Annotated in this window: 22 protein-coding genes; 13 read left to right on the forward strand and 9 right to left on the reverse strand. The window is 70.4% G+C overall.

Features of this window, described 5'->3' with window-relative positions; all coding sequences use genetic code 11:
* Positions 1-105: 105 nt before the first annotated feature.
* Positions 106-1833, reverse strand: coding sequence for a 2-isopropylmalate synthase (gene leuA / locus ACFWY6_RS27255; RefSeq protein WP_384695449.1), 1728 nt, complete (start codon positions 1831-1833; stop codon positions 106-108).
* A 297-nt stretch (positions 1834-2130) separates the two neighbouring features.
* Here leuA and ACFWY6_RS27260 point away from each other — a divergent pair, with 297 nt between their 5' ends.
* From ACFWY6_RS27260 to ACFWY6_RS27275, 4 genes are all read left to right on the forward strand, one after another.
* A complete protein-coding gene (locus ACFWY6_RS27260; protein ID WP_384695453.1) occupies positions 2131-3201 on the forward strand; it encodes a M4 family metallopeptidase in 1071 nt (356 codons plus the stop codon).
* 25 nt (positions 3202-3226) lie between these two features.
* A complete protein-coding gene (locus tag ACFWY6_RS27265; protein WP_384695455.1) occupies positions 3227-3493 on the forward strand; it encodes a protealysin inhibitor emfourin in 267 nt (88 codons plus the stop codon).
* 101 nt (positions 3494-3594) lie between these two features.
* Complete coding sequence (locus ACFWY6_RS27270; protein WP_384695458.1) at positions 3595-4956, forward strand: GH1 family beta-glucosidase; 1362 nt, start codon at positions 3595-3597, stop codon at positions 4954-4956.
* On the forward strand, positions 4953-6191 hold the full coding sequence (locus ACFWY6_RS27275; RefSeq protein ID WP_384695461.1) for an MFS transporter: 1239 nt from the start codon (positions 4953-4955) through the stop codon (positions 6189-6191). Before ACFWY6_RS27270 ends, ACFWY6_RS27275 begins: the two co-directional genes overlap by 4 nt.
* A gap of 61 nt (positions 6192-6252) precedes the next feature.
* Here the strand turns inward: ACFWY6_RS27275 and ACFWY6_RS27280 are convergent, their stop codons facing one another.
* Positions 6253-6912, reverse strand: a complete 660-nt coding sequence (locus tag ACFWY6_RS27280; RefSeq protein WP_384695465.1) for a TetR/AcrR family transcriptional regulator — start codon at positions 6910-6912, stop codon at positions 6253-6255.
* 116 nt (positions 6913-7028) lie between these two features.
* Between ACFWY6_RS27280 and ACFWY6_RS27285 the strand changes: the two genes are divergently transcribed.
* Positions 7029-7715, forward strand: coding sequence for an SGNH/GDSL hydrolase family protein (locus ACFWY6_RS27285; RefSeq protein ID WP_384695467.1), 687 nt, complete (start codon positions 7029-7031; stop codon positions 7713-7715).
* 4 nt (positions 7716-7719) lie between these two features.
* Here the strand turns inward: ACFWY6_RS27285 and era are convergent, their stop codons facing one another.
* Entirely contained in the window at positions 7720-8679 is a 960-nt protein-coding gene (gene era / locus ACFWY6_RS27290; RefSeq protein ID WP_360765203.1) for a GTPase Era, read from the reverse strand.
* Between the two features lie 153 nt (positions 8680-8832).
* Between era and ACFWY6_RS27295 the strand changes: the two genes are divergently transcribed.
* The 6 genes from ACFWY6_RS27295 (at position 8833) to ACFWY6_RS27320 (ending at position 14931) form a co-directional block, all read left to right on the forward strand.
* Positions 8833-10146: an ammonium transporter gene (locus tag ACFWY6_RS27295; protein ID WP_384695470.1), complete on the forward strand. Its 1314-nt coding sequence runs from the start codon at positions 8833-8835 to the stop codon at positions 10144-10146.
* Complete coding sequence (locus tag ACFWY6_RS27300; RefSeq protein ID WP_360765207.1) at positions 10143-10481, forward strand: P-II family nitrogen regulator; 339 nt, start codon at positions 10143-10145, stop codon at positions 10479-10481. Before ACFWY6_RS27295 ends, ACFWY6_RS27300 begins: the two co-directional genes overlap by 4 nt.
* 153 nt (positions 10482-10634) lie before the next feature.
* Positions 10635-12749 (forward strand): PhoH family protein, encoded by a 2115-nt coding sequence (locus tag ACFWY6_RS27305; RefSeq protein ID WP_384695473.1) that lies wholly within the window; start codon positions 10635-10637, stop codon positions 12747-12749.
* Positions 12750-12762: 13 nt separating this feature from the next.
* Positions 12763-13260, forward strand: coding sequence for an rRNA maturation RNase YbeY (gene ybeY, locus ACFWY6_RS27310; protein WP_360765214.1), 498 nt, complete (start codon positions 12763-12765; stop codon positions 13258-13260).
* A gap of 16 nt (positions 13261-13276) precedes the next feature.
* The gene (locus tag ACFWY6_RS27315) at positions 13277-14578 is read left to right on the forward strand and encodes a hemolysin family protein (RefSeq protein ID WP_384695477.1); all 1302 of its coding nucleotides are present in this window, start codon (positions 13277-13279) and stop codon (positions 14576-14578) included.
* Positions 14575-14931 (forward strand): MmcQ/YjbR family DNA-binding protein, encoded by a 357-nt coding sequence (locus tag ACFWY6_RS27320; RefSeq protein ID WP_384695480.1) that lies wholly within the window; start codon positions 14575-14577, stop codon positions 14929-14931. Before ACFWY6_RS27315 ends, ACFWY6_RS27320 begins: the two co-directional genes overlap by 4 nt.
* Here ACFWY6_RS27320 and ACFWY6_RS27325 read toward each other — a convergent pair.
* Positions 14928-16361 carry an MFS transporter gene (locus ACFWY6_RS27325; RefSeq protein WP_384695482.1) on the reverse strand — a complete coding sequence of 478 codons (1434 nt, stop codon included), beginning with the start codon at positions 16359-16361 and terminating at the stop codon, positions 14928-14930. The genes ACFWY6_RS27320 and ACFWY6_RS27325 overlap by 4 nt on opposite strands.
* 86 nt (positions 16362-16447) lie before the next feature.
* Here ACFWY6_RS27325 and ACFWY6_RS27330 point away from each other — a divergent pair, with 86 nt between their 5' ends.
* Positions 16448-17356 carry a helix-turn-helix transcriptional regulator gene (locus ACFWY6_RS27330; RefSeq protein WP_384695484.1) on the forward strand — a complete coding sequence of 303 codons (909 nt, stop codon included), beginning with the start codon at positions 16448-16450 and terminating at the stop codon, positions 17354-17356.
* Positions 17357-17373: 17 nt separating this feature from the next.
* Complete coding sequence (locus ACFWY6_RS27335; RefSeq protein WP_384695487.1) at positions 17374-17727, forward strand: cytidine deaminase; 354 nt, start codon at positions 17374-17376, stop codon at positions 17725-17727.
* A 22-nt stretch (positions 17728-17749) separates the two neighbouring features.
* Here ACFWY6_RS27335 and ACFWY6_RS27340 read toward each other — a convergent pair whose 3' ends face one another.
* From ACFWY6_RS27340 to ACFWY6_RS27360, 5 genes are all read right to left on the reverse strand, one after another.
* Complete coding sequence (locus ACFWY6_RS27340; RefSeq protein WP_384695489.1) at positions 17750-18853, reverse strand: carbohydrate kinase family protein; 1104 nt, start codon at positions 18851-18853, stop codon at positions 17750-17752.
* Positions 18854-19014: 161 nt separating this feature from the next.
* Entirely contained in the window at positions 19015-20205 is a 1191-nt protein-coding gene (locus ACFWY6_RS27345) for a macrolide family glycosyltransferase (RefSeq protein ID WP_384695491.1), read from the reverse strand.
* Positions 20206-20367: 162 nt separating this feature from the next.
* Positions 20368-21369, reverse strand: coding sequence for an adenosine deaminase (locus tag ACFWY6_RS27350; protein ID WP_384695494.1), 1002 nt, complete (start codon positions 21367-21369; stop codon positions 20368-20370).
* Between the two features lie 13 nt (positions 21370-21382).
* Positions 21383-22291 carry a ribonuclease Z gene (locus ACFWY6_RS27355; protein ID WP_384695497.1) on the reverse strand — a complete coding sequence of 303 codons (909 nt, stop codon included), beginning with the start codon at positions 22289-22291 and terminating at the stop codon, positions 21383-21385.
* A 6-nt stretch (positions 22292-22297) separates the two neighbouring features.
* The gene (locus ACFWY6_RS27360; RefSeq protein ID WP_384695499.1) at positions 22298-22651 is read right to left on the reverse strand and encodes a histidine triad nucleotide-binding protein; all 354 of its coding nucleotides are present in this window, start codon (positions 22649-22651) and stop codon (positions 22298-22300) included.
* Positions 22652-22832 lie beyond the last annotated feature (181 nt).

A 22832-nucleotide genomic window follows, 5' to 3' on the forward strand; every position in this document is an offset into this window, starting at 1 on the left:
GCTCAGAATGAGCCCGTCCGGCGCTTCTGGCCCCGTAAGGGGCGCGGGGAACTGCGCGACCAGCCACATCCAACCCGCGGATGACAACCGGCCTTCCAGCAGTGCTCAGCGCGCGGCTCGGTTCACCGCAGAAACAGCCGCCTTCAGCGAGGCCCGGGTCGTATTGGAGTCGATGCCAACGCCCCACAGGACCTTGTCGCCGATCGCGCACTCGATGTACGAGGCGGCCTGCGCGGAGGCGCCCTCGCTCATCGTGTGCTCCTGGTAGTCCAGCAGTCGTACGTCGATGCCGATGCCCTGCAGCGCCTGGAAGAAGGCCGAGATCGGGCCGTTGCCGGTGCCGGTCAGGACCGTGTCGGCGCCGTCGACCGTGGCCTCGACGGTGAGGGTGTCCGTGCCGTCCTTGTCCGTGGTCGTCTGGCCGTTCTTGACCTGGATGCGGCCCCACGGGTTCTCGGGGTTGGGCAGGTACTCGTCCTGGAAGATGCCCCAGATCGCGTCCGGCGTGACCTCGCCGCCCTCGGTGTCGGTCTTCGTCTGGATGATCTTCGAGAACTCGACCTGCATACGGCGCGGCAGGTCCAGCTTGTGGTCGTTCTGCAGGACGTAGGCGATACCGCCCTTGCCGGACTGCGAGTTGACGCGGATGACGGCCTCGTAGGAGCGGCCGACGTCCTTGGGGTCGATGGGCAGGTACGGCACGGCCCACTCGATGTCGTCGACGGTCTTGCCCTGCTGCTCGGCCCGGACCGCCATGGCCTCGAAGCCCTTCTTGATGGCGTCCTGGTGGGAGCCGGAGAAGGCGGTGTAGACGAGGTCGCCCGCGTAAGGGTGACGGGGGTGGACCTCCATCTGGTTGCAGTACTCGGCGGTGCGGCGGATCTCGTCGATGTCGGAGAAGTCGATCTGCGGGTCGACGCCCTGCGAGAACAGGTTCATGCCCAGGGTGACCAGGTCGACGTTGCCGGTGCGCTCGCCCTGGCCGAACAGGCAGCCCTCGATGCGGTCGGCGCCGGCCATGATGGCCAGTTCGGCGGCGGCGACGGCGGTGCCGCGGTCGTTGTGCGGGTGCACGGACAGGCAGACGTGCTCGCGCCGCGACAGGTTGCGGGACATCCACTCGAAGCGGTCCGCGTGCGTGGACGGCGTCGAACGCTCCACCGTGGCGGGCAGGTTGAGGATGATCTCGCGGTCCGGTCCTGGCTGCCAGACGTCACAGACGGCCTCGCAGACCTCCAGCGCGAAGTCCAGCTCGGTGTCCGTGAAGATCTCGGGGCTGTACTGGTAGCCGAAGACCGTCTCGGGGCCCAGCAGCTTCTCGGCGTACTCCATCACCAGACGCGTGCCGTCGACGGCGATCTGCTTGACCGCGTCCTTTGAGCCACGGAAGACGACCTCGCGCCAGACGGGCGCGGTCGCGTTGTACAGGTGGACGGTGGCGCGCTTGGCGCCGACCAGCGACTCGACGGTGCGGGAGATCAGCTCTTCGCGGGCCTGCGTCAGGACGGAGATCGTGACGTCGTCCGGGATCGCGCCGTCCTCGATGATCGAGCGTACGAAGTCGAAGTCCGTCTGCCCGGACGAGGGGAAGCCGACCTCGATCTCCTTGTAGCCCATGCGGACCAGCAGGTCGAACATCTCGCGCTTGCGGGCCGGGGACATCGGGTCGATCAGCGCCTGGTTGCCGTCGCGCAGGTCCGTGGAGAGCCAGCGGGGTGCGACGGTGATCCGGTTCTGCGGCCACGTGCGGTCGGGGATGTCGACCTGCTCGTACTGCCCGTACTTGTGGATCGGCATGGACGTGGCACGCTGGAAATTCGGCTTGATCGCCATGATGCGGGGCTCCTCGGGTGTGTCCTTAAGGACGGCCGACGGTCGCTTTCGCGAGCAACACCGAACTCCGCGGGGAGGGGGTCGGCCTCGACTACAGGCCCTCGCCGCGGCAGCTAAGGAGAAGCAGCCCGTAACGCATGATGCTCCGCAGCCTAGCCGAGCCGCGCTGTGTGCGCGGATGCGTATCAGTATGCGGGATCACCATCAGGTAACGGCCCAGAGGTGATCAATCCCTCTATTTCACTAATCATGGTTGCAGGTAGTGACAGCGGCATGACCCAGTGCCACATTGCCGCCATGACCGCCAATCCAGGCTTCGAGCCTGTCTTCTGCACCATCATTCCGCCCCACGTGCTCGACACTCTGGCCCAGAGTGACGACGCCGCGCTCGCCGGACCCGCCCGCCGCACCCTGGAGCGGGACGCCATCGAGCGCACCCACCGCCGGCTGACCACGGTCATCGGCGCCCCCTCCGTCACGCCGCCGAAGGAAGCGGCCGAGGGCAAACCGCACCGCACGATCTACGACGCACGGCACAAGACCGAGCTGCCGGGCCGCAAGGTCCGCGGCGAGGGCGACAAGCCCGGCAAGGACGCGACCGTCAACCGCGCGTACGCGGGCCTCGGCGCGACCTTCGAGCTGTATCTGAAGTCGTACGAGCGCAACTCCATCGACGGCAGCGGACTGCCGATGAACGCGACGGTCCACTACGGCGAGAACTACGGGAACGCGTTCTGGAACGGCGAACAGATGGTCTTCGGCGACGGTGACGGCGAGATCTTCCTCGACTTCACCATTCCGGTGGACGTCATCGGCCACGAGCTGACGCACGGCGTCGTGCAGTACACGGCGAACCTCACGTACTTCGGCCAGCCGGGCGCGCTCAACGAGTCCATGGCGGATGTCTTCGGCTCGCTGATCAAGCAGTACACGCTCGGCCAGACCGCGGCCGAGGCCGACTGGCTGATCGGCGCCGGGCTGCTCGCCCCGCGCGTCACCGGCAAGGCCCTGCGCTCCATGAAGGCGCCGGGCACGGCCTACGACGACGACGTGCTCGGCAAGGACCCGCAGCCCGCCGACATGGACCACTACGTCAAGACGGGCCGCGACAACGGCGGCGTGCACATCAACTCCGGCATCCCCAACCACGCCTTCTATCTGCTCGCCGAGGCGCTCGGCGGCCACGCGTGGGAGCGGGCCGGACAGATCTGGTACGCCGTCCTGACCGGCGGCGAGCTGGCCCAGGACGCCTCCTTCGCCGACTTCGCGAAGCTGACGGTGGCCGCCGCGCGCGCCAAGTACGGCGACGGCGAGGAGCACGGGGCCGTCCTGAAGGCGTGGTCCCAGGTCGGGGTGCCTACCAACTGACCGCCTCCTGGAGTAGACAGGACCCATGCGTATCCAGGTGAAGCGCACGGGAGGATTCGCGGGCATCGAGCGGCACGCCGAGATCGACACCTCGGGACTGCCCGATGCCCGCGAGTGGCACGCCCTGGCCGAAGAGGCCATGGCCGAGGGCCGGGGCACGCCACCCATAGGAGTGCCGGACGGCTTCAACTACCAGCTCACCGTCGACGGGCACACGGTGTACTGCTCGGATCCCCGCCTGACCGAGCCGCAGCGGAAGCTGATCTCACGGGTCCTGAAGGAGGGCTCGTAAAAAGGGCTCGTAAAGAAGGGCTCGTAAAACTTGAGCGGTGTTCACCTTTTCTCGTGTACACCCATTGACTTCCTTACTGGGCGGTACGGAAGATCGCGCCCATGGCAGCGAGCGATGCGCGCGAACCGATACCCCAGTTCCCCCGCGACTTCCTGTGGGGGGTGTCCACATCCGCCCACCAGATCGAGGGCGCCGTCGACGAGCGCGGCCCCTCGGTGTGGGACGCGTTCACGGCCGTGCCGGGGAACGTGAAGGACGGCACGACGGCCGCCGTCGCCTGCGACCACTACCACCGCTATCGCGAAGACGTGGCGCTCATACGGGAGTTGGGCGTGGGCGCGTACCGCTTCTCGGTGTCGTGGCCGCGGGTGCTTGCGACGGGCACGGGCGAGGTGAGCGCCGCGGGGCTCGACTTCTACGACCGCCTCGTCGACGAGCTGTGCGCGGCGGGCGTGCGCCCCGTCCCCACCCTCTTCCACTGGGACACCCCGCTGGCCGTGCAGGAGGCCGGCGGCTGGCTGCGGCGCGAGACGGCCGAGCGGTTCGCCGATTACGCCGCCGTGGTGGCCGCACGCATCGGCGACCGCGTCACGAAGTGGATCACCCTCAACGAGCCCGCGGAACACACTCTGCTGGGCCACGCACTCGGCCAGCACGCCCCCGGCGAGCAGCTCCTCTTCGACGCGCTGCCGGTCGCCCACCACCAGCTCCTCGCGCACGGCCTCGCGGTGCGGGCGCTGCGCGCGGCGGGCGCGGGCGACATCGGCATCGCCAACTCGCACGGCCCGACCTGGCCCGCGTCGGCCGCCGACAAGGACACGGCGGCGGCCGACTTCTACGACGTACTCCTCAACCGCCTCTTCGCCGACCCGCTGCTGCTCGGGCAATACCCGGACGGCATCGGGGAGTTGATGCCTTCGGACGACCTAGAGGCGGACCTGAAGGTGATCTCCGAGCCGCTCGACTGGTACGGCGTCAACTTCTACCAGCCGACCCAGGTGGGAGCGCCGCTGCCGGAGAGCACGGCCACCGAGTTCTCCGGACTCACGCTCCCGCCCGAACTCCCCTTCTCCCCAAGGGAGATCGAGGGATACCCGGTGACGGACTTCGGCTGGCCGGTGGTCCCGGACTCGCTCACGGAGCTGCTCACCGGCTTCCGCGACCGGTACGGCGACCGGCTTCCGCCTCTCGTCATCACCGAGAACGGCTGCTCGTACGAGGGGCTCGACGACCAGGACCGGATCACGTACCTGGACGGTCATCTGCGGGCCCTGCACCGGGCGTTGGAGGCGGGGGTCGACGTGCGCGGCTACTTCGTCTGGTCGCTGATGGACAACTTCGAGTGGGCGGAGGGATACCGGCAGCGCTTCGGCCTGGTCCACGTCGACTACGACACCCTTGAACGCACCCCCAAGGCGTCGTACGGCTGGCTGCGCGAGGCCCTGCGGGCGCAGCGCGCATGACGGCGAGCGCGCTGCGGGAGCCGGTCGAGCGGGTCGGCAGGGGCTGGACGAGTGCCCTGTCGGTCGCCAACGGGGCGATCTGGGTGGGCTGGTACGGCCCGCTGCAGATCCTGCTCGCCGTGCAGGCGGAGGACCTGGCTCCGGCGGGCACGTCGAAGGAGACGGTCCTCGCCTGGGTGACGGGCGTCGGCGCGGTGGTGTCCCTCGTCGCGAACCCGCTCTTCGGCGCGCTCTCGGACCGCACGACGTCCCGCCGGGGGAGGCGCACCCCCTGGATCGTGGCAGGCACGGCAGGCGGCGCGGCCTCCCTCCTCCTGCTCTCGGCGGCGGGCTCGGTGTGGTGGATGGCGGCGGGCTGGTGCCTGGTCCAGCTCACCCTGAACGCCGCCTTCGCCGCGGTCACCGCCGCGGTCCCCGACCGGGTGCCGCGCCTCCAACGGGGCGCCGTGGGCGGCTGGTTGGGCGCGGCGCAGCTGCTCGGCGTGGTCGTCGGGACGGGGCTCGCGACGGTGGCGGGCGGGACGGTCGCGGGGTACGCGGCGTGTGCGGTGTTCACCGTGGCGGGCGTGCTGCCCTATGTCGTACGCCATCGGGACCTGCGCCTGGACGCCGCCGACCGCCCGCCGTGGAACTGGCGGAGCTTCCTGGCCGGCTTCTGGCTGAGCCCGCGCCGCCATCCGGATCTCGGCTGGGCGTGGCTGACCCGCTTCCTGATCAACGTCAGCAACTCGGTGGTGCTGCTCTACCTCCTCTACTTCCTCCGCGACCGCCTGCACCGCTCCGACCCGGAGTCGGGCGTACTGATCCTGACGGCCGTGAACGGCGTGACGATGCTGGCCACGGTCGTGGTGGGCGGCGCCTGGTCGGACCGGGTGGGCCGCCGCAAACCCTTCGTGATCTGGTCGGGCTCCCTGATGGCGGTGGCCACCAGCCTCCTCGCGGTGTGGCAGACCTGGCCGGGGGCGATCGTCGCGGCGGCGGTGCTCGGCATCGGCTTCGGCGTCTTCACGTCGGTGGACTTCGCCCTGATGACGGACGTCCTGCCGAAGGCCCTCGACCGCGGCAAGGACCTGGGCGTCATCAACATCGCCAACTCCCTGCCCCAGGTGGCGGCCCCGGCGATCGCGGCCCCGATCGTGACGTACCTGGGCGGCTACCGGGTCCTGTACCTGGTGGCGGCGGTGGTGGGGCTGGCGGGGGCGGTGCTGGTGACACGGATCAGGGGCGTGGAGTAGCCCGCGGCGGGCACAACGCCGAAGCCGCCGAGCACCGACGCCCAGGGCGGCCACGCCACGGTCAGCCGCCGCCCGCAAGGCCTGAGGTCACGGACGCCTCGGCCGCGCCGGCCTCGTCCCCGGCGGCGAAGGCGAAGTCGCGGAGCATTCCGTGCAGCACCTGGTCCGGGGTGAAGCCGCCCATGATGTAGCCGGCGCGGGCCAGTTCGGCCAGGCCGTGCATCTGGCTGAAGAGCTGCCGCACCAGCAGATCGGGGTCCGCCTCCGCGCGGAAGCGGCCCGCGTCCACGCAGCGGCGGATCGCGTCGCGCGGGGCCCGCAGCAGGAACGTACCCATCCGGCGGTCGTCGTCGGAGAGCGCGAAGCCGGTGAGCACCGAGCTGCCGAACATCACGGCGTAGACGTCCGGTTCGGCGCGCGCGAACTCCTGGTAGACGCGGCAGAGTCCGGCGAGTTCGACGACGGGGTCGGCGCCCTGCCCGATGCCGGCGGCGCGGGCGTGGAACCGCACGAAGCCCTCCCGGATGACCTCGCGCACCAGCTCGGGCATCGACCCGAAGTGGGTGTAGACGGCCATCGTCGAGGCCCCGACCGCCTTGACCAGGCGGCGGGCGCTGAGTGCGGCGGGGCCCTGCTCGGCTATGACGCGGGCGGCCTCGTCGAGGAGCCGGCGTCGGACGTCGGCCGATTCCCGCGGCGTTTCCTGCTTTCCGGTTGACACGGGAGCAGCATAACGCTGTTATGGCCATAACAGCGTTATGCGCAGGGGGGACGGGACACGGAGCGCGGAAGGGGCTCGGGATGTTCGCACGGGGAATGCGGGGACGCCTTGTGAGGTTGCCGGAAGCAGCCGGGGAGGACGCCGGGCTGACCGGGCCGCAGCGGGAGTACGGGGGTCCTCCGCTGCGGCTCGCGGTCATCGGCGACTCGCTCGCCGCGGGCGTGGGGGCGGCGAGCCACGAGGAGGCCCTCAGTGGGCAGTTGGCCCGGACCCTGACGGCGATGACGGGGCGCGCGGTCTCCTGGCGGGTGTCGGCGAAGGCCGGGGCGACGGTGCCGGTGGTGCGGCGGGGCCTGCTGCCGGGTCTGACGGATCCGACGACCCGCTGGCGGCCCGACCTGGTCCTGGTGGCCGCGGGGTCGAACGACGCACTGCGGATGCGCCGCCCGCGGGCGTTCCGGCACGACGTGGAGAGGCTGGTCAGGGACGTACGACTGCGGCTCGGCGAGGACGTCCCGATGGTCTTCGCGGGCCTGCCCCCGATGACCCGCGTGGCCGCGCTGCCCCGCCCGGCGCGGGGCCCGCTGGACGTCTATGTCCGGCTCCTGGACCGCCAGTTGAGGACGGTGGCCCGCCGCACCCCGGCCGTCTTCCACCTGCCGACGGGCGGACCGCCGGCGATCGCGGGCGAGTGGTTCGCGGCCGACCGGCTGCATCCTTCACCGGACGGCTACCGGGTGTGGGCGCGGGAACTGGCCGTGGGCCTTGCGACCCTGACGGAAGCGCGACCGGCACCGGCCTAGCCCGTCAGAAGCCCAGCTTCCGCAGCTGCTTCGGGTCGCGCTGCCAGTCCTTGGCGACCTTCACGTGCAGGTCCAGGAAGACCGGCGTACCGAGAAGGGCCTCGATCTGGCGGCGGGACTTGATGCCGACGTCCTTCAGGCGCTTGCCCTTCGGGCCGATGATGATGCCCTTCTGGCTGGGGCGCTCGATGTAGACGTTCGCGTGGATGTCCAGGAGCGGCTTGTCCGCCGGGCGGTCCGTGCGCGGCAGCATCTCCTCCACCACGACGGCGATGGAGTGCGGCAGTTCGTCCCGTACGCCCTCAAGGGCGGCCTCGCGGATCAGCTCGGCGACCATGACCATCTCGGGCTCGTCCGTGAGGTCGCCCTCCGGGTACAGCGGCGGGCTCTCCGGCAGCATCGGGACGATCAGGTCGGCGAGCAGCCCGACCTGCTTGTCGCCGACCGCCGAGACGGGCACGATCTCGGCCCACTGGATGCCCAGCTCCTTGCCGAGCTGGTCGATGGCGATGAGCTGCTCGGCGAGGGTCTTGCTGTCGACGAGGTCGGTCTTCGTCACGACCGCGATCTTCGGCGTCTTCTTGATCGTGGCCAGTTCCTTGGCGATGAACCGGTCGCCGGGGCCGAGCTTCTCGTTCGCGGGCAGACAGAAGCCGATGACGTCGACCTCGGCCCACGTCGTGCGTACGACGTCGTTGAGCCGCTCGCCGAGCAGCGTGCGCGGCTTGTGCAGCCCGGGGGTGTCCACCAGGATCAGCTGCGCGTCGGGCCGGTGCACGATGCCCCGCACCGTGTGCCGCGTGGTCTGCGGCTGGTCGGCGGTGATCGCCACCTTCTGGCCGACCAGAGCATTCGTGAGGGTGGACTTGCCCGCGTTGGGGCGGCCCACGAAGCAGGCGAAGCCGGCGCGGTGGATGGCCTCGGACGGCTCGGATGACTGGGTACGAACGCTCATGGCGCCCATTGTCCCTGATCGACGGGGGCCCGCAGCACGCATGGGCCCCGGCGGCGGCGCGACGCCACCCCGGTGAGCTTCCGGAAACCCCCGCGCAACGCGAAACACGGCGGAAACGCGTGGTTGCCCGTTCCGAAACGCGTGCCGGTGACGCTCTCCTCCATGACTTTTCTGGCCGCAGCACAGGGCCCCGACACAGGCGACACCGCCTGGCTGCTCGCGGCCACCGCACTCGTCCTCCTCATGACCCCGGGCCTCGCGCTCTTCTACGGCGGCATGGTCCGCACGAAGAGCGTCCTGAACATGCTGCTCATGAGCTTCGTGTCGATCGCCCTGGTCACCGTCGTATGGCTGCTCGCGGGCTACTCGCTCGCCTTCGGCGACGACACCTTCGCGGGCCTGATCGGCGGCCTCGACCACCTCGGCATGGCGGGCATCGGCCCGAGCACGCTCACCGGGACGGTCCCCACCCTCCTCTTCACCACCTTCCAGCTGACCTTCGCGATCCTCACCACGGCGCTGATCAGCGGCGCGATCGCGGACCGCGCGAAGTTCGCCGCCTGGCTCGTCTTCGTGCCGCTGTGGGCGCTGCTCGTATACGTTCCCGTGGCGCACTGGGTGTGGGGCCCCGACGGCTGGATCTCCTCCTCCCTCGGCGCCGTCGACTTCGCGGGCGGCCTGGTCGTGGAGATCGCGTCCGGCGCCTCGGGACTGGCCCTGTGCCTGGTGATCGGCCCGCGCATCGGCTTCAGGAAGGACGCGATGCGCCCGCACAACCTGCCGATGGTCCTGATGGGCGCGGGCCTGCTCTGGTTCGGCTGGCTCGGCTTCAACGGCGGCTCGGCGCTCGGCGCGAACGGCCTCGCCGCGGCCGCCCTCCTCAACACGCTGCTCGCCGGCTGCACGGGCCTGCTCGGCTGGCTCTTCGTGGAGCAGCGGCGCGACGGTCACCCCACCACCTTCGGTGCGGCGTCGGGCGCGGTCGCGGGCCTGGTCGCGATCACCCCGTCGTGCGGGGCCGTCGGCATCCTGGGCGCGGCGGTGATCGGCCTCGCGGCGGGCGTGGTCTGCTCGTACGCCGTCGCCTGGAAGTTCCGCTTCGACTACGACGACTCGCTGGACGTCGTCGGCGTCCACCTGGTCGGCGGCGTGATCGGCACGCTCCTGATCGGCCTGTTCGCGACGGCCACGATGACGGACGGTGCCGAGGGCCTCTTCTACGGGGGCGGCCTCGGTCAGTTGGGCAAGCAGACGGTGGCGGTGCTCGCCGTCGCGGCGTACACGTTCGCCGTCACGTACGGCATCGGCAAGGCGATCGACAAGCTGATGGGCTTGCGTGCGAGCGCCGAGGACGAGCTGACGGGCCTCGACCAGACGCACCACGCGGAGACGGCCTACGATCACGGCGTCCTGGTCGGCGGCCCCCTGAAGGGCGGCACCGTCCCGCACCACCCGAAGGGGAGCACCCACGCATGAAGCTCGTGACCGCGGTCATCAAGCCGTTCCGCCTCGACGAGGTGAAGACGGCCCTGCAGGAACTGGGCGTCCAGGGTCTGACGGTCACCGAGGCGAGCGGCTACGGACGCCAGCGGGGCCACACGGAGGTGTACCGGGGCGCGGAGTACCAGGTGGACCTGGTGCCGAAGGTGCGGATCGAGGTCGTCGTCGACGACGTGGACGCCGAAGCGGTCATCGACGCGGTCGTGCGCGCGGCCCGCACCGGGAAGATCGGCGACGGGAAGGTGTGGGCGGTGCCGGTCGACTCCGTCGTACGGGTACGGACCGGCGAGCGGGGCCCGGACGCGGTCTGATTCCCGGCCGGTGCGGGACCGGCGGCCACCCGCGCCGGGAGTGGAAAAGCACTGCGGCGGTGACAGTGGTGCGTCGTACTCTTGGCAGTGCAAGGCTGTCGAGCGGCCACCAAGCCCCGCATGAGGAGGATGAGCAGGCCCTAGAGCCGGCCCATGACTCAGACACCCACAGCTCGTACCCCTGCCCAGGGGCAGTCCCGAGCCCACTTCACCGTCCCGGCGAACCATCCCATGGTGACGGTGCTCGGCTCCGGAGACGCCCTGTTGCGCGTGATCGAGAAGGCCTTCCCGGCGGCCGACATCCATGTCCGGGGCAATGAGATCAGCGCCGTCGGTGACGCCCATGAAGTCGCCCTCATCCAGCGCCTGTTCGACGAGATGATGCTGGTGCTCCGCACCGGTCAGCCGATGACGGAGGACGCAGTGGAACGCTCGATCGCCATGCTCAGGGCGGACGAGGCAGGAGAAGGCGACGGCCAGGAGACCCCGGCCGAGGTCCTCACGCAGAACATCCTCTCGTCCCGGGGCCGCACCATCCGCCCCAAGACCCTCAACCAGAAGCGCTATGTCGACGCCATCGACAAGCACACCATCGTCTTCGGCATCGGCCCGGCGGGCACCGGCAAGACGTATCTCGCCATGGCCAAGGCGGTGCAGGCCCTGCAGTCCAAGCAGGTCAACCGCATCATCCTGACCCGCCCCGCCGTCGAGGCCGGCGAGCGGCTCGGCTTCCTGCCGGGCACGCTCTACGAAAAGATCGACCCGTATCTGCGGCCGCTCTACGACGCCCTGCACGACATGCTGGACCCGGACTCGATTCCGCGGTTGATGGCGGCGGGGACTATTGAGGTGGCGCCGCTCGCATATATGCGTGGACGCGCGCAGCCGACCTTTACCAATGTGCTGACGCCGGACGGCTGGCGCCCCATCGGCGACCTCCAGGTCGGCGACCTGGTCATCGGCTCGGATGGCGAGCCGACCCCGGTCCTGGGCGTCTACCCGCAGGGCGAGAAGGACATCTACCGCGTCACCGCCCAGGACGGGTCCTGGACGCTGTGCTGCGGTGAACACCTGTGGACGGTCCGTACGGCGTCGGACAAGCGACGTGACAAGCCCTGGCGGGTTCTGGAGACCAAGGAGATGATCGGCGATCTGCGTGCGGCGCACACGCGCCGGTACGAACTGCCGATGCTCACCGCGCCCGTCGAGTTCCCAGAGCGCGAGGTGCGCATGGACCCGTACGCGCTGGGCCTGCTCCTCGGCGACGGCTGCCTCACCGGTTCCACCACTCCATCGTTCTCCACCGAGGACGTCGAGCTCGCCCAGGCGCTGGAGGCGGCGCTCCCCGGCGTCAACGTTCGACACAAGAGCGGTCCTGACTACGTGCTGAACCGGGTGAAGTCGCCTGGTGACGTGGTCACTCTGGAGAACCCGGTCACCCGCATCCTGCGTGAGCTGGACCTGGTCGGTACCCGTTCACACTCCAAGTTCGTGCCGGACGACTACCGGTTCAACACGGCAGAGGTCCGCCTCGCCGTGCTCCAGGGTCTCCTCGACTCCGATGGTGGCCCTGTCACCCAGGACGACCGCACCTGCCGTATCCAGTACTCGACGGCATCGGTCGTCCTGCGGGACGACGTGATCGCGCTCGTCCAGTCCCTCGGCGGTGTCGCCTACACCCGGCGTCGCCGGGCTGAGGGGCGCGAACAGGGCACCGCACTGGCAGCACATCGCCACGACTCACACGTCGTCGACATCCGTCTGCCCGAGGGCATCGAGCCCTTCCGCCTCACCCGCAAGCGCGACAAGTACCAGGCGGCCGGAGGCGGCGGCCGCCCGATGCGCTTCATCGACAGCATCGAGCCCGCGGGCCGCGAGGAGGCGGTCTGCATCCAGGTGGCGGCGGAGGACTCCCTCTACGTCACGCAGGACTACCTGCTCACGCACAACACCCTCAACGACGCCTTCATCATTCTCGACGAGGCGCAGAACACCAGCGCCGAGCAGATGAAGATGTTCCTGACCCGCCTCGGCTTCGACTCGAAGATCGTGATCACCGGCGATGTCACGCAGGTCGACCTGCCGGGCGGCACCAAGTCGGGTCTGCGTCAGGTCCAGCACATCCTGGAGGGCCTGGACGACGTGCACTTCTCGCGGCTCACCTCCAGTGATGTCGTACGGCACAAGCTGGTCGGCCGTATCGTCGACGCGTACGAGAAGTACGACGACAGCCAGCAGCGTCAGCAGAACAAGAAACACGGGAAGTAGCGGAAACCGCACCATGTCGATCGACGTCAACAACGAATCCGGGACCGAGGTCGATGAGCAGGCGATCCTCGACATCGCCCGCTACGCACTCGCGCGGATGCGCATCCACCCGCTCTCCGAGCTCTCGGTGATCGTCGTGGACGCCGAGGCCATGGAGCAGCTGCACATCCAGTGGATGGATCTGCCGGGACCGACGGACGTGATGTCGTTCCCGATGGACGAGCTGCGCCCGCCCGCGAAGGACGAGGAGGAGCCGCCGCAGGGCCTCCTCGGCGACATCGTGCTCTGCCCCGAGGTCGCGCTCAAGCAGGGCAAGGAAGCGGAGACGGAGCACTCCATGGACGAGGAGCTGCAGTTGCTCACCGTCCATGGAGTGCTCCACCTGCTCGGGTACGACCATGAGGAGCCGGACGAGAAGGCGGAGATGTTCGGTCTCCAGGCGGCCATCGTCGACGGCTGGCGCGCCGAGCACGGCCTGACCGGGCCGTCTCCCGCGCCCACCGTCTCCTAGGGCCGCCGACGCCGTCATGAGTCCTCAACTGATCGCGGGCGCCGTCGCCCTGGTCGTCGTGGCCTGGCTCGCGGCCTGCGCCGAGGCGGGCATCGCCCGCGTCTCCAGCTTCCGGGCGGAGGAGGCGGTCCGTTCCGGGCGGCGCGGCAGCGCGAAGCTCGCGCAGGTCGCCGCCGATCCCACCCGCTATCTCAATGTGGCGCTGCTCGTGCGCGTCGCCTGCGAGATGGCCGCGGCGTCCCTGGTGACGTACGCCTGCCTGAAGGAGTTTCCCGAGACCTGGGAGGCGCTCGCCATCGCCATCGCGGTGATGGTCCTGGTTTCGTACGTCGCGGTGGGGGTGTCGCCGCGCACCATCGGGCGCCAGCACCCGCTGAACACGGCGACGGCGGCCGCGTACGTCCTGCTGCCGCTGGCCCGCGTCATGGGGCCGATCCCGCCGCTCCTGATCCTCATCGGCAACGCGCTCACGCCCGGAAAGGGCTTCAGGCGCGGCCCGTTCGCCTCCGAGGCCGAGCTGCGGGCGATGGTCGACCTCGCGGAGAAGGAGTCCCTCATCGAGGACGAGGAGCGCCGTATGGTGCACTCCGTCTTCGAGCTCGGCGACACCCTCGTACGCGAAGTGATGGTGCCCCGGACCGACTTGGTCGCCATCGAGCGCTTCAAGACCATCCGGCAGGCGCTGACGCTCGCGCTGCGGTCCGGTTTCTCGCGGATCCCGGTGACGGGCGAGAGCGAGGACGACGTCGTCGGCATGGTGTATCTGAAGGACCTGGCCCGCAAGACGCACATCAACCGCGACGCGGAGAACGAACTGGTGTCGACGGCCATGCGCCCCGCCACGTTCGTGCCGGACACGAAGAACGCGGGCGATCTGCTGCGCGAGATGCAGCAGGAGCGCAATCACGTCGCCGTCGTCATCGACGAGTACGGCGGCACGGCGGGCATCGTCACCATCGAGGACATCCTCGAGGAGATCGTCGGCGAGATCACCGACGAGTACGACCGTGAACTGCCGCCGGTGGAGGAGCTCGCGGACGGCTGCTACCGCGTCACCGCGCGCCTCGACATCGGTGACCTCGGCGAGCTCTTCGGGCTCGACGAGTTCGACGACGAGGACGTCGAGACGGTCGGCGGCCTGCTCGCCAAGGCGCTCGGCCGGGTGCCGATCGCCGACGCGTCGGCGATCGTGCCGCTGCCGGACGGGCGGGAGCTGCGGCTCACCGCGGAGTCCGCGGCGGGGCGGCGGAACAAGATCGTGACGGTGCTTGTGGAGCCGGTCGTGCCGGGTGGCGCGGGAGAGGGGACTTCGGGGTGACCCCGCAGGAGCTGCGTACGTTCTGCCTGTCGTTCAACGCGGCGGTGGAGGAGTTTCCGTTCAACCCCGACACCTCGGTCTTCAAGGTCCTCGGCAAGATGTTCGCGCTCTGCCACCTCGACGGGCGACCGCTCAAGGTGAACCTCAAGTGTGAACCGGACATGGCGGTCCAGCTGCGGGCCGCGCACCCCGAGATCGTGCCGGGCTGGCACATGAACAAGCGGCACTGGAACACGGTGACCGTCGACGGAGAGCTCCCGGACCAGCAGGTCCGGGAGCTCATCGAGGACTCGTACGACTTGGTCGTCGCGGGCCTCCCGCGGGCGGAGCGCCTCCGGCTCGACCGCCCCTAGCCGCGCGCGCCCGTGCGGCGCAGTCCCGCGGCCACCAGCGCCGCCGTGGCCAGGACCACCGCCGTGTCGATCAGGAGCACCGTCCGCGTCCCCGCCAGAAGATCCGTGCCCGTCGTCGCGATGACCCCGAGGAGCGGGATGCCGACGGTGATGCCCACCTGCTGGGTGGAGGTGACCAGGCCCGTGGCCAGGCCCTGCTCCTCGTCCGGGACGCCCGATGTGACCGTCAGGCCGTACGAGATGATCGCGCCCAGGTGGAACATGCTGGCGATCGAGACGCCCGCCGTGGCGAGCCAGACCGACCAGGTGCCCTCGTCGATGCCGAGCAGCGACGCGATGAACAGGCCCTGGCCGAGCAGCGAGACGACGAGGGTGCGGTGCGCCCCGAAGCGGCTGATGACCCTGGGCGCGTAGATCCCGGCGACCACGGAGAGCACGCCCTGCACGCCGAAGACGAGGCCCGTCTGGAAAGCGGAGAGGCGCAGGACCTCCTGCAGATAGAGCGTGAGGACGAAGATGACGGCCGACATCATCGAGAAGGTGACGAGACCGCCCAGGTTGCCCCATGCCACCGTGCGCCGCCGCAGCATCGGCAGGGAGACCAGCGGGGACGCGGCGCGCGACTCGACGTAACCGAAGGCCGCGAGCAGCAGCACGCCGCCGGTGAGCGTGACGATGACGTCGGTGCCGCCGAAGCCGCGCTCGGCGGCCGTGGACAGGGCGTAGATCAGGGCGAGCAGACCGCCCGTGACGGTGACCGCTCCCGGGATGTCGAGGCGCGGGCGGTCAGGGGTGCGGGACTCGGGCAGCAGGCCGGGGGCCAGCGGCAGCACGATCAGCGCGAAGAGGGTCAGCAGGCCCATCGTGGAGCGCCAGCCGAGCGTGTCGGTGAGTACGCCGCCGAACACCATGCCGAGCGTGTAGCCGAGCGAGAGCAGCGTGCCGGAGATGCCGAGCGCCCGGTCGCGCTGCGGGCCCTCGGGGAAGGTCGTGGTCAGCAGGGACATGCCGGTGGGCACGATCGCCGCGGCGGCCACGCCCTGCAGCGCGCGCCCGGCGAGGAACGACGCGGGGTCCCAGGCGAACGTCGCGAGCAGCGAGGCCAGGCCGAACAGGGCGAGCCCGCCGAGGAACAGCCTGCGCCGCCCGAACAGGTCGCCGGTGCGGCCGAACAGCAGCAGGAAGCCGCCGGACGGCAGGGCGAACGCGGTCACCGCCCACTGCAGCGCGGACTGGCTCATGCCGAGGTCGGCGCCGAGGACGGGCAGCGCCACGTTCAGCACGGAGAAGTCCAGCGCGACCATGAACTGGGCGGCGCAGAGCACGAAGAGGACGAGCCTGTCGCGGGTGGAGAGCTTGGGTGCCCGGGGTTGCCGCGGCGCCGCGGGAGCGGCTGGTGCGGAGGAGGGAGTGGAGGTGTCGATCGCCATGTCCATGAGCTTCCGATGTCCGGAACAGCCGTGGGGAGCTGGAACTTATGCTGGTGGTCGGAACACCAGGCAGGGGGGAGCCGTACATGGCGGGGACGAGTGAGGCGGCTGCGGTGCGGCCGCAGGACGCGTCCAAGGCGAGGCGGCTCGGTGAGCTGCGCGAGTTCCTGATGAGCCGCCGGGCCCGGGTCAGCCCCGCGGAGGCGGGACTTCCGGACGGCGGGGCGCGGCGGCGTACGCCGGGTCTTCGCCGTGAGGAGGTCGCCGTGCTCGCCGGGGTCGGCGCGTCCTGGTACCAGTGGCTGGAGCAGGGCCGCGACATCTCGGTGTCGCCGCAGGTCCTGGACTCCGTGGCGCGCGTCCTGAAGCTGTCGAGCGCCGAGCGGCGGCACCTGTACGTCCTCGCCGGTCTCAACCCGCCCGCGCCGGAGGTCGAGCAGGCCGACCGGGACATGTGCCACGGCATGCAGCGCCTGATCGACACATGGATGCCGTACCCGGCGCACATCATGGACCGCTACTACAACTGCGTCATGTACAACGACGCGGCCGGGATGGTCTTCGGGATGCGCCCCGAGATCACCCAGAACTGCATCGTCGACTTCTTCACCGACCCCATCTACCGCTCACGGAGCGTGAGTTGGCAGGAGAACGCGGCGCGGGTCGTCGCCCAGTTCCGCGCGTCGTGCTCGGAGCACCCGGACGACGAGGGGTTCCAGGCGATCCTCGCCGAGCTGCGCGACTCGGCGGGCGACGAGTTCACGGAGCTGTGGGAGCGGCGGGACATCCAGCCCGCCGGGCAGGTCCACAAGGAGCTGACGCATCCGCTGGTGGGCTCGCTGCACGTCGAGTCGACGGCCCTGCGGGTGCCGGCCCGGCCCGATCTGACGATCGTGCTGCACACGCCGCTGGACGAGGCGGAGACGGCGGCGAAACTGGAGTGGCTCGCGTCGCCGGAGGGGCGGCGGGGGTCCATGTTTCCGGTGGCGATGTAGCTCCGTATGCTCGGATCATGACCGAGAGCACCGCGCTTGGCGCTGAGGACCGGAAGATCGTGACGCTGGCTCGTTCGGCGCGGGCGCGCAACGGAGTGGCCGAGGGGGCCGCCGTGCGGGACGAGACGGGGCGTACGTACGTCGCCGGGACCGTCGAGCTCGCCTCGCTGCGGCTTTCCGCGCTGCGAACGGCAGTGGCCATGGCCGTCGCCTCCGGCGCGGAGTCCCTGGAGGCGGCTGCGGTCGTCTCCGGTACCGAGGAGCTGCCGGCGGAGGACCTCTCCGCCGTGCGGGACCTGGGCGGGGCCGGGACGCCGGTGTTCCTGGCGGGGCCCGACGGGGAAGTCCGGGCGCGGGTCGAAGCCGGCTGACCTTCCCCGCCCTTCCCCGCCCTTACGCCGACCTGAACCCGATCGTCGGCACCGCCCGCCGCAGCGGCCACGGCCGGGTCACCTCGGGAATGAGGCCCTCCAGGAAGCCGTAGCGGTGCAGCGCCGCCGGGTCCTGGTCCTCGACCTCCCGCACGGTGCGCCACCACGCGGCGACCTCCGCCCACCCGGGCGCCGACAGGGACCCGCCGAACTCCTGCACCGAGAGCGCCGCCGTGAGCCCCGCGAAGGCGAGCCGGTCGGCCAGCGGCCAGTCCGCGAGCGTCCCGGTCACGAAGCCCGCCACGAACACGTCCCCGGCCCCCGTGGGGTCGAGCGCCTCGACGGCGATCGCGGGGACCTCGGCGGTCTCGCCGGTCCGCCCGTCCACCGCGTACGCCCCTTCGGCGCCCAGCGTCACCACGACGAGCGGAACGTGCTCGGTCAGCGCACGCGCGGCGGCACGCGGGCACTGGGTTCGCGTGTACCGCATGGCCTCCTCCGCGTTCGGCAGGAACGCCTCGCAGTGCTCCAGGTCCGCGAGCCCCGCCAGGTCCCAGCGCCCGGTGTCGTCCCACCCCACGTCGGCGAAGATCCGCGTCCCCTTGCGGGCGGCCTGGGCGATCCACGGCGCGCGCGTGCCGGGCGTCAGGGCGGCGACGGCGGCACGCGCGCGTGGCGGGCAGTGCGGGGCGCCGCCGTCCGGGGAATCGGCGTCGGGCGGCGGCTCGTGCCCGTGGCTGACCATGGTCCGCTCCCCCTCGTACGCCATGGACACGGTCACCGGGGAGTGCCAGCCGGGCACGGTGCGCGACGGCGTGAGGTCGATGCCCTCGCCCTGTTCGAGCGCGTCCCAGCAGTACTCGCCGTAGTGGTCGTCGCCGAACGCCGCCGCGAGCGAGGTGCGCAGGCCGAGCCGGGCCAGCGCGGTCGCCATGTTGGCCACGCCACCGGGGCTCGACCCCATCCCCCGCGCCCAGGACTCGGTCCCGCGCACGGGCGCGGAGTCGAGCCCGGTGAAGATGATGTCGAGGAAGACCGTGCCGGTGAGGTAGACGTCGCAGTCCGGATCACCGGCTCTGCGGGCCGCCTTGAGCGGGTCGACGCTGGGTCTGAGGGGTACGACCATGCAGGCAAAGTAACTGACGCGGCTCCGCTCGCGCTGTGTGGCACGGCAGAGGCGTCCACCCCGGGGGCGTGCGCACCGTTGATCACCGGCTCCGCCGAGTCGTCCTCAATCTCCCCCAAGCTCTTAAAGAGCAGGGGGGACCCCCTCGACAGGCTAAAAATTCACCCGCCGAGCTCCGCCTCGATGAGATCAGCGGCCCGGACCGTACCGCCCTCGCCCCGCACCTCCGCCTTCAGCCGGGCGACCCGACCGGCGACATCGGCATCGGACGTCAGCTCAAGAAGAGCCGCCCGCAGTGCGTCAGCCGTCGCATCGGCGGTATCGATCCGCCGCGCGACCCCCAGCTCCACCAGGCGATCCGCGTTGAGCGGCTGCTCGGCCCCCTGAGGCACCGCGATCATCGGCACCCCGCTGAAAAGACCCTCGCTGCTGCTCCCCATGCCCGCATGCGTGACGAACGCGTCGGCCTGCTCCAGGATCGCCAACTGCGGCACCCACGACCGCACTTCGACATTCCCCGGCACCTCCCCCAGCTCCGCGGGATCCACGTGCTTGCCGATCTGCAGCACCACATGCCACCCGGCGAGCCCGCCGAACGCGGCCACGCACTGCCGGTAGAACTCGGGCTGCTGGGTGTACGCGGACCCCAGCGACACGAGCAGCACCTTCTCGGCGCCCTCGGGCCGCTGCCAGCTCCCCTGCCCCGACCGGTCCCCGAAGCAGGGCCCGACGAAGCTGACCCGCCGCGGATCGACCCGGTCGGCGAACAGCTGCATCGCCCGGGGGATCGTCGCGACGGCCCGCTCGGGCGTACCGGAGAAGGCGCCGACGTCCAGGGTCGTGGCCCCGTTCCCCGCGAGCCACTCCCCGAACCGGGCCTCGAGTTCGGCGGCACCCGGCAGCTGCCGGAGCTGCGCCCCGACCTCCTCCTGGTAGCCGTCCCAGGCCACATAGGTGGGCGACAGCTGCACGAACGGCCGCCGCTGCCCCTCGGCCAGCGCACGGGCGACGTACGCGCCGATGTCGTACAGATACAGATCGGCGGGGTCGTCGTCGTAGAACGAGCGCAGGCGCGGAAGCACCGCGATCGCGTCGTCGAGGAAGAGGGCGCTCGCGGCGATCGGGTCCTCGGGCCAGATGTTGTCCTTGAAGGGCAACACCGAGGTGACGGGGACGAGTTCGGCACCGGTGGGCTCGATCAGCTCTCGGGTCGCCGGGTCGTTCGCGTACGTCACCCGGTGCCCGCGCGCCACCAGCTCGCGGATGATCTCCAGACTGGGCAGCACATGGCTGACCATCGGGACGCCGACCATGGCGATATGGGCAGGGCGACGGGACGTTCGACGATTCATGGATGAGATTCCTTCGGGTTCAGGCGATTCAACTGCTGCGGACGAGGACACGACAGCCCGGCGCAGCCGCTGATCGCGGGGCGCCCGGGCCTATGAGGGCCGTGTCAGCCGTAGAGCTGAGCGATGGAATCCATGGGTGAACCGTAGCTCCGCCCCCGACGCTCAGTCGAACGAATACTCAGCGACCTCGGCGAGATACCGCGCCCGCAGCGCCTCGTCCTCCGCGCTCCCGTCGAGGAAGGACGCCTCGAACGAGTTCCGCGCGAGTTCCCGCAGCCGCTCCTGGTCGATCCCGAGCGCTTCCCGTACGGCGTGGAAGGTGTCGCCGACATAGCCGCCGAAGTACGCGGGGTCGTCGGAGTTGACCGTGCACAGGAGGCCGGCGTCCATCATCCGGGCCAGCGGGTGCTCTTCGAGTACGTCGATGGCGCGCAGCCGGACGTTGGACAGCGGGCAGAGCGTGAGCGGCACCCGCTCCCGCACGAGCCGCTCCACGAGCTCCGGGTCCTCCATGCACCGCAGCCCGTGGTCGATGCGCTCGACGCCCAGGACGTCCAGGGCCTCGGTGATGTACGCGGGCGGCCCCTCCTCGCCCGCGTGCGCGACCCGGCGCAGACCGAGCGCGGCGGCCGCCTCGTACACCTCGCGGAACTTGGCGGGCGGATGCCCGACCTCGGCGGAGTCGAGACCGATGCCGACGATCCGGTGGAGGTGGGGCTTGGCGGCGTCCAGCGTCTCCAGGGCGGACTCGGCGGACTGGTCCCGCAGGAAGCACATGATGAGCCGGGTCGAGATCCCGTGCCGCTCCTCGCTGCGGTCCAGGGCGCGCCCGAGCCCCTCCACCACGGTGCCGATGCCGACGCCGCGCGCCATGTGCGCCTGCGGGTCGAAGAAGATCTCCGCGTGCCGCACACCCTGCTGGGCGGCGCGCGCCAGATAGGCGTCGGCGAGCTCCTCGAAGTCCCGCTCGGTCCGCAGCACGGCCATCAGGCCGTAGTACAGATCGAGAAAGGACTGCAGGTCGTCGAAGAGATAGGCCTTGCGCAGCGCTTCGGTGTCCGCGAACGGCAGGGTGACGCCGTTGCGGGCGGCGAGGGCGAAGGCCAGATCGGGCTCGAGCGTCCCCTCGATGTGGAGGTGGAGTTCAGCTTTGGGAAGGGGCATGGCGGCGGCTCACTCAGGTGGTTCGTTTGGGCAGGGGTACACGCAACAGGTCCTGTGCGACGGTGAGTTCACCGTCGAACCCGGCCTCCCGGGCCTGCTGCTCGAAAACGCGGGAGTCGGGGTAGCGCTGACTGAAGTGGGTCAGCACGAGATGCCGGACACCGGACTCCATGGCGACACGGGTCGCCTGCCCCACGGTCAAGTGCCCGTGGTCGACGGCGAGTTGCTCGTCCTCATCCAGGAAGGTCGACTCGATGACGAGCATGTCGCACCCTTCCGCGAGGGCGTAGACGCCGTCACACAGCCGGGTGTCCATCACGAAGGCGAACCGCTGGCCCCGCCGCACGGTGCTCACCTCGTCGAGCGCGACACCCCGCAGCACGCCTTCGCGCTGCAGCAGCCCCACGTCAGGACCGGTGATCCCCCGCGCGGCGAGCAGCTCGGGCCGCATCCGCCGCCCGTCGGGCTCGGCGATGCGGTAGCCGAAGGACTCGACGGGGTGCGAGAGCCGGACGGCGTCGAGCGCGAACGAGGAGGAGACGGCCAACTGCCCGTTGCCGTCGACAGGTTGCTCGACCAGCGGGACCGACTCACGGTAGGCGGTGGCATACCGCAGCCGGTCGAAGAAGTGCTGACCCGAGCGCGGGAAATGGACGGTCACGTCATGCGGGACCCGGTCCAGATTGATCCGCTGGATGACGCCGGGAAGACCGAGCGAGTGATCGCCGTGGAAGTGCGTGACACAGATCCGGTGCAGGTCGTGCGCGGCGATGCCGGCACGCAGCATCTGCCGCTGCGTGCCCTCGCCGGGGTCGAAGAGGATCCCCTGACCGTCCCAGAGCAGGACGTAGCCGTTGTGGTTGCGGTGCCGGGTGGGGACCTGGCTCGCGGTGCCGAGGACCACCAATTCGCGTACGGACAAGGTGCGTTATCCCGGGGGCCACTGGAGGCCGCGTCCGCCGAGGACGTGGGCGTGGGCGTGGAAGACGGTCTGGCCCGCGCCGGAGCCGGTGTTGAAGACGATGCGGTAGCTCTCCGCCTTCTCCTCGGCGGCGACGTCGCCCGCCTCGCGGAGGAGGTCGGCGGCGAAGGTGGGTTCGGCGGCGGCGAGGGTGGCGGCGTCCGCGTAGTGCACCTTGGGGATGACCAGGATGTGGGTGGGGGCCTGCGGGTTGATGTCCCGGAAGGCGACGGTCGTCTCCGTCTCCCTCACGACGGTCGCGGGTACCTCACCCGCGACGATCTTGCAGAACAGGCAGTCTGCCTGCGGTTCTCCCGCCATGGGGCGCCTCCGGTCCGAGCTGATTCACTATGCCCCCCGCATGCTATCCGGGCTGCGCCCACGCCTGGCCGCCTCTCCGCTCCCCGGCGGCGGTGAGCTGCGCCCCGCGGTGCCGCCCGGAACAGGCCTTTTTGGCCCCACCCCCCGCGACACCCCGCCCCCGCGGGACCCAGCGAACGCT

Origin of the sequence: Streptomyces sp. NPDC059037 (assembly GCF_042740015.1) — a bacterium.
GTDB lineage: Bacteria > Actinomycetota > Actinomycetes > Streptomycetales > Streptomycetaceae > Streptomyces.

Coding starts and splice junctions, on each gene's coding strand:
- leuA (WP_384695449.1), bottom strand. CDS start 1,833: ATGGCGATCAAGCCGAATTTCCAGCGTGCCACGTCCATGCCGATCCAC.
- ACFWY6_RS27260 (WP_384695453.1), top strand. CDS start 2,131: ATGACCGCCAATCCAGGCTTCGAGCCTGTCTTCTGCACCATCATTCCG.
- ACFWY6_RS27265 (WP_384695455.1), top strand. CDS start 3,227: ATGCGTATCCAGGTGAAGCGCACGGGAGGATTCGCGGGCATCGAGCGG.
- ACFWY6_RS27270 (WP_384695458.1), top strand. CDS start 3,595: ATGGCAGCGAGCGATGCGCGCGAACCGATACCCCAGTTCCCCCGCGAC.
- ACFWY6_RS27275 (WP_384695461.1), top strand. CDS start 4,953: ATGACGGCGAGCGCGCTGCGGGAGCCGGTCGAGCGGGTCGGCAGGGGC.
- era (WP_360765203.1), bottom strand. CDS start 8,679: ATGGGCGCCATGAGCGTTCGTACCCAGTCATCCGAGCCGTCCGAGGCC.
- ACFWY6_RS27295 (WP_384695470.1), top strand. CDS start 8,833: ATGACTTTTCTGGCCGCAGCACAGGGCCCCGACACAGGCGACACCGCC.
- ACFWY6_RS27300 (WP_360765207.1), top strand. CDS start 10,143: ATGAAGCTCGTGACCGCGGTCATCAAGCCGTTCCGCCTCGACGAGGTG.
- ACFWY6_RS27305 (WP_384695473.1), top strand. CDS start 10,635: ATGACTCAGACACCCACAGCTCGTACCCCTGCCCAGGGGCAGTCCCGA.
- ybeY (WP_360765214.1), top strand. CDS start 12,763: ATGTCGATCGACGTCAACAACGAATCCGGGACCGAGGTCGATGAGCAG.
- ACFWY6_RS27315 (WP_384695477.1), top strand. CDS start 13,277: ATGAGTCCTCAACTGATCGCGGGCGCCGTCGCCCTGGTCGTCGTGGCC.
- ACFWY6_RS27325 (WP_384695482.1), bottom strand. CDS start 16,361: ATGGCGATCGACACCTCCACTCCCTCCTCCGCACCAGCCGCTCCCGCG.
- ACFWY6_RS27330 (WP_384695484.1), top strand. CDS start 16,448: ATGGCGGGGACGAGTGAGGCGGCTGCGGTGCGGCCGCAGGACGCGTCC.
- ACFWY6_RS27335 (WP_384695487.1), top strand. CDS start 17,374: ATGACCGAGAGCACCGCGCTTGGCGCTGAGGACCGGAAGATCGTGACG.
- ACFWY6_RS27340 (WP_384695489.1), bottom strand. CDS start 18,853: ATGGTCGTACCCCTCAGACCCAGCGTCGACCCGCTCAAGGCGGCCCGC.
- ACFWY6_RS27345 (WP_384695491.1), bottom strand. CDS start 20,205: ATGAATCGTCGAACGTCCCGTCGCCCTGCCCATATCGCCATGGTCGGC.
- ACFWY6_RS27350 (WP_384695494.1), bottom strand. CDS start 21,369: ATGCCCCTTCCCAAAGCTGAACTCCACCTCCACATCGAGGGGACGCTC.
- ACFWY6_RS27360 (WP_384695499.1), bottom strand. CDS start 22,651: ATGGCGGGAGAACCGCAGGCAGACTGCCTGTTCTGCAAGATCGTCGCG.